The organism is Sulfitobacter sp. 1A15299, from assembly GCF_043556915.1.
GTDB lineage: Bacteria > Pseudomonadota > Alphaproteobacteria > Rhodobacterales > Rhodobacteraceae > Sulfitobacter.
Window position 1 is genome coordinate 1 of sequence record NZ_JBIFFJ010000066.1, and the last position, 3,809, is coordinate 3,809.

The window sequence follows — 3,809 nt, forward strand, 5'->3', positions numbered from 1 at the left end:
CAACGACGTGATCTATGGCGACGATGTCGCCACGGCCACCGCCACAACGGAAACGCTAAGCTGGATTGGCCAAGGCGCGGCAGGCACCGATCTGGTCAACGGCTTTACGCAAGACACCGGCAACATTCACGTCTCGGTCTCGTTCCAGAACGGTAAGCGACAAGGCATCCCCATGGGTTAATAGGCGAGCTATTCGGGGTTAGGTTTGCGGCATTCACGCAAGCTCCGGGGTTTTATGTCTACGACCAGTTCTACGCCTATGCCTACGCATGGTAGCTTTCAGTTGATCGAAGCCGTCGTCGAACGTCTTGACGGTGCGCCCGTCGGAGAGCGTCGTCGCTGGTCTGATGAGTTCAAGGGGCAGGCTGTCGCCGCGGCGATGGCTCCAGATGTCAATGTTTCGGCTTTGGCCCGTCGATTGGGGATTTCGCCCCCACAGCTGTTTGGCTGGCGCAGGGCATATCTGAAGACGCTGGATGTTCCGACATCCGTTACTCCTTCAGCGCAGGCACCGACGGAGATTGTGATCGGGGATGCGATCATTCGTGTGAGCCCGGATATCGGGGAAGCCGCTCTGTGTCGGATCATTCGTGCGGTGCGCACAGCATGATCCCGTCCGGCGTGAAGGTTTTCCTGGCCAGCCACCCTGTCGACTTCCGCAAAGGACCGGACAGCTTGTTGGCACTGGTCCGTGATGCGGGGAGCGACCCGTTCAACGGAGCACTTTATGTATTCCGCGCAAAGCGGGCGGACAGGATCAAAATCGTTTGGTGGGACGGTAGCGGCGTCTGCATTTATGCGAAGCGTCTGGAGAAAGCCGGGTTCTGCTGGCCACGCATCGGGCATGTCCGGGTTCAGCTTAACATTGTCCAGTTGATGGCGCTGGTGGATGGTCTGGACTGGAAACGGGTGCGGCCGGTCGCCGTCCGGCGTCCCGAAACTGTCGGCTAAACAGTCTTGCGGTAGTAAATAATTTGGGCTGCTGCATGAAGAAAACGTGAGCAAAACAGGGGGAAATATGCTTTAATCGGAGGTGATGAGCAGCAGTGAAATCCCCCTTCCTGACGACATGGATCAGTTGAAATCCATGGTGCGCGCCATGGTTGCGAAAGCGTCCCGTGCGGACGCGCTGGAGCGTGAGATCGAGACGCTCAGGGCCCGCAACGCGGATGCCGACGAGCGGATCAAACGGCTGATGCAGATCCTGAAGGCTTACGACCGGGCGCGGTTCGGACGACGGTCCGAGAAGCTTGGTTCTGCCACGACGGGTGATGAGGATGTGCAGCAGGCTTTCCTCTTCGAGGAGATCGAGACGGGTATCTCGGCGCTACGGGCGCAGGTCGGCAAGGGCCAAGCTTCACATGAGAAGCGGCCACCCCGACCACGCAAAGGCTTCCCGCCGCATCTCGAGCGCATCGAAGTGGTCATCGAGCTGGACGACCTGCCGGAACATGCCGGCAAGCAGAAGGTGCTGATTGGCGAAGATGTGGCCGAACGGCTGGATGTGATTCCGGCGAAGTTCCGGGTCATCATCACACGACGCCCGAAATATGCGTTCAAGGGCTGGGACGGCGTCATCCAGGCTTTGGCCCCGTCCCATATCATTGAGAGCGGCCTGCCGACCGAAGCGCTGTTGGCACAGATCGCGGTCTCGAAATACGCTGATGGGCTGCCGCTCTACCGGCAGGAGGGCATTTATGCCCGTGATGGAGTGGACCTTAACCGACGGCTGATGGCCCAGTGGATGGGCCGGGTTGGCTTCGAGTTGGATATCCTCGCAGACCATGTCCTGCGTGAGATCCTGAAAGGCGACAGGGTCTTCGCGGATGAAACCAGCCTGCCAACCCTCGCCCCTGGCAACGGCCGCGCGAAAAAAGCTTGGCTCTGGGCCTATGCCCGCGACGACACGCCTTTTGGCGGAAGTGGTCCGCCGATGGTGGCCTATCGCTTTGAGGACAGCCGGTCCGGAGACTGTGTGCAGCGGCATCTTGGGGGATATCGCGGTATCTTGCAGGTGGACGGCTATGCCGCCTACAGCAAGCTGGCACGCAAGGACGGCGGCAACGATGGTCCGCTGTTGGCGGGATGCTGGGCGCACAGCCGACGCCGCTTCTATGAACTGCACACGACCGGTGCCTCCGAGGTCGCCACCGCAACGATCGAAATGATGACGGAGCTCTGGATGCTCGAGGCGACTGTTCGCGGTCAAAGCCCCGAAGCCCGCGCTGCCGCACGCCAGGCTGTCTCCGCACCGATTGTCGCTGCGCTGTTCGCGCTGTGGGAGGAGAGTGTCCGATCTTTTGTGTAACTGGGATTTGGTTCATGCTTCCTGAGAGAAGCAAGGACGATGACGATGACGATTTCCAAGGAACTGCTGGACGAACTTCTGAAGGTCTGCGAGCGGCCTGAAGATCTTCTCGGCAACGACGGCTTGATGAAAGAGCTGAAGATCAAGCTGATGGAGCGGATGCTGGGTGCCGAGCTGACCGCGCATCTGGGCTATGAGGACGGCAAGGATGCGCCGTCCGATCAGGCCAACCGCCGTAACGGCTCATCCACCAAACGATTGAAGGGCCAGGACGGCGAGCTGCCTATCGCCGTGCCGCGGGACCGGGACGGCAGCTTCGAGCCCGAACTGGTGAAGAAGGGCCAGACCCGGATCGATGGCATGGATGACAAGATCATCGGCCTCTACGCGGCGGGTCTGACGGTCCGCGACATCCGCTCCCATCTCGAGGACGTCTATGGCCTTCAGGTATCGCCAGACCTGATCAGCCGCGTCACTGACGCCGTGTTGGACGAAGTGCGAGAATGGCAGTCGCGGGCACTGGACCGGATGTATCCGATCGTCATTTTCGACGCTCTGCGGGTCAAGATCCGCGACGCCGACAGCCGCATGGTCAAGAACAAGGCCGTCTATGTCGCCCTCGGCGTCAACCGGGATGGCATGCGCGAGGTGCTGGGCCTGTGGATTGCCGACAACGAGGGTGCCAAATTCTGGCTGTCGGTGATGACGGAACTGAAGAACCGCGGGGTGCAGGACATCCTGATTGCGGTCGTGGATGGTCTCAAAGGCTTCCCCGACGCCATCACCGCCGCCTTCCCGGAAACCGCAGTGCAAACCTGTATCGTCCACCTCGTGCGCCACTCGTTGAACTTCTGCGCATGGAAGGATCGCAAGGCAGTGGCTGCGGACCTGCGTCGGATTTACAGTGCCCCGACGGCTGATCAGGCCGGCTTAGAGCTGGATGCTTTCGAGGAAAAATGGGCCAGTAAATACGCTTCCATCGCGCCAGCTTGGCGCCGAGCATGGCAGGAGGTGATCCCGTTCTTTGCCTTCGATCCGGCAATCCGTAAGATCATCTACACCACGAACGCGATCGAGAGTTTGAACCGGGTGATCCGCAAATCAATCAAAACCCGCGGCAGCTTCCCAACCGAAGACGCTGCTACAAAGCTAATCTACCTGGCGATCCGCAACTTCGAGAAAGGTGGTCGAAATGTTCGAGAATGGTTTGCCGCACGCAACCATTTCGCTATCATGTTCGAGGATCGCTTCAATGCGTAACTGTATCTGAAACCCGCATGGGCCAGACCAGATACACAGAGTTCATGACACTCCCCAGTGAGGTACGCGTTTATTAAGAGACATCGCTCATAATCTGGATGCCAGCCTCTCATGGTTTGCTTGCAAACCATTGCCGGTTCAACATGAGCCGTCGTGGAAACTGCCACGACAACGCCGTTGCCGAGAGCTTCTTCCAACTCCTAAAACGAGAACGGATCAGGCGAAGGACATACCTGACACG

Annotated in this window: 4 protein-coding genes and 1 pseudogene; all 5 read left to right on the plus strand. The window is 59.3% G+C overall.

The window, feature by feature from the left end; translation table 11 throughout:
* The coding region (locus ACGYK7_RS18980) for a hypothetical protein (RefSeq protein ID WP_394403936.1) at positions 1 to 181 on the plus strand (181 nt) is incomplete at its 5' end.
* Positions 182 to 283: 102 nt separating this feature from the next.
* Entirely contained in the window at positions 284 to 610 is a 327-nt protein-coding gene (locus tag ACGYK7_RS18985; RefSeq protein ID WP_394403937.1) for a transposase, read from the plus strand.
* Positions 607 to 951, plus strand: coding sequence for an IS66 family insertion sequence element accessory protein TnpB (tnpB, locus tag ACGYK7_RS18990; RefSeq protein WP_394403938.1), 345 nt, complete (start codon positions 607 to 609; stop codon positions 949 to 951). The genes ACGYK7_RS18985 and tnpB overlap by 4 nt, the downstream gene beginning before the upstream one ends.
* Positions 952 to 1,036: 85 nt before the next feature.
* Positions 1,037 to 2,293 (plus strand): annotated as a pseudogene (tnpC, locus tag ACGYK7_RS18995) (IS66 family transposase); the annotation flags it as partial.
* Between the two features lie 60 nt (positions 2,294 to 2,353).
* Positions 2,354 to 3,568: an IS256 family transposase gene (locus ACGYK7_RS19000; protein WP_394403939.1), complete on the plus strand. Its 1,215-nt coding sequence runs from the start codon at positions 2,354 to 2,356 to the stop codon at positions 3,566 to 3,568.
* Positions 3,569 to 3,809 lie beyond the last annotated feature (241 nt).

Excerpts from the sequence above, each read along its gene's own strand:
- tnpB (WP_394403938.1), top strand. The coding sequence starts at position 607 with ATGATCCCGTCCGGCGTGAAGGTTTTCCTGGCCAGCCACCCTGTCGAC.
- ACGYK7_RS19000 (WP_394403939.1), top strand. The coding sequence starts at position 2,354 with ATGACGATTTCCAAGGAACTGCTGGACGAACTTCTGAAGGTCTGCGAG.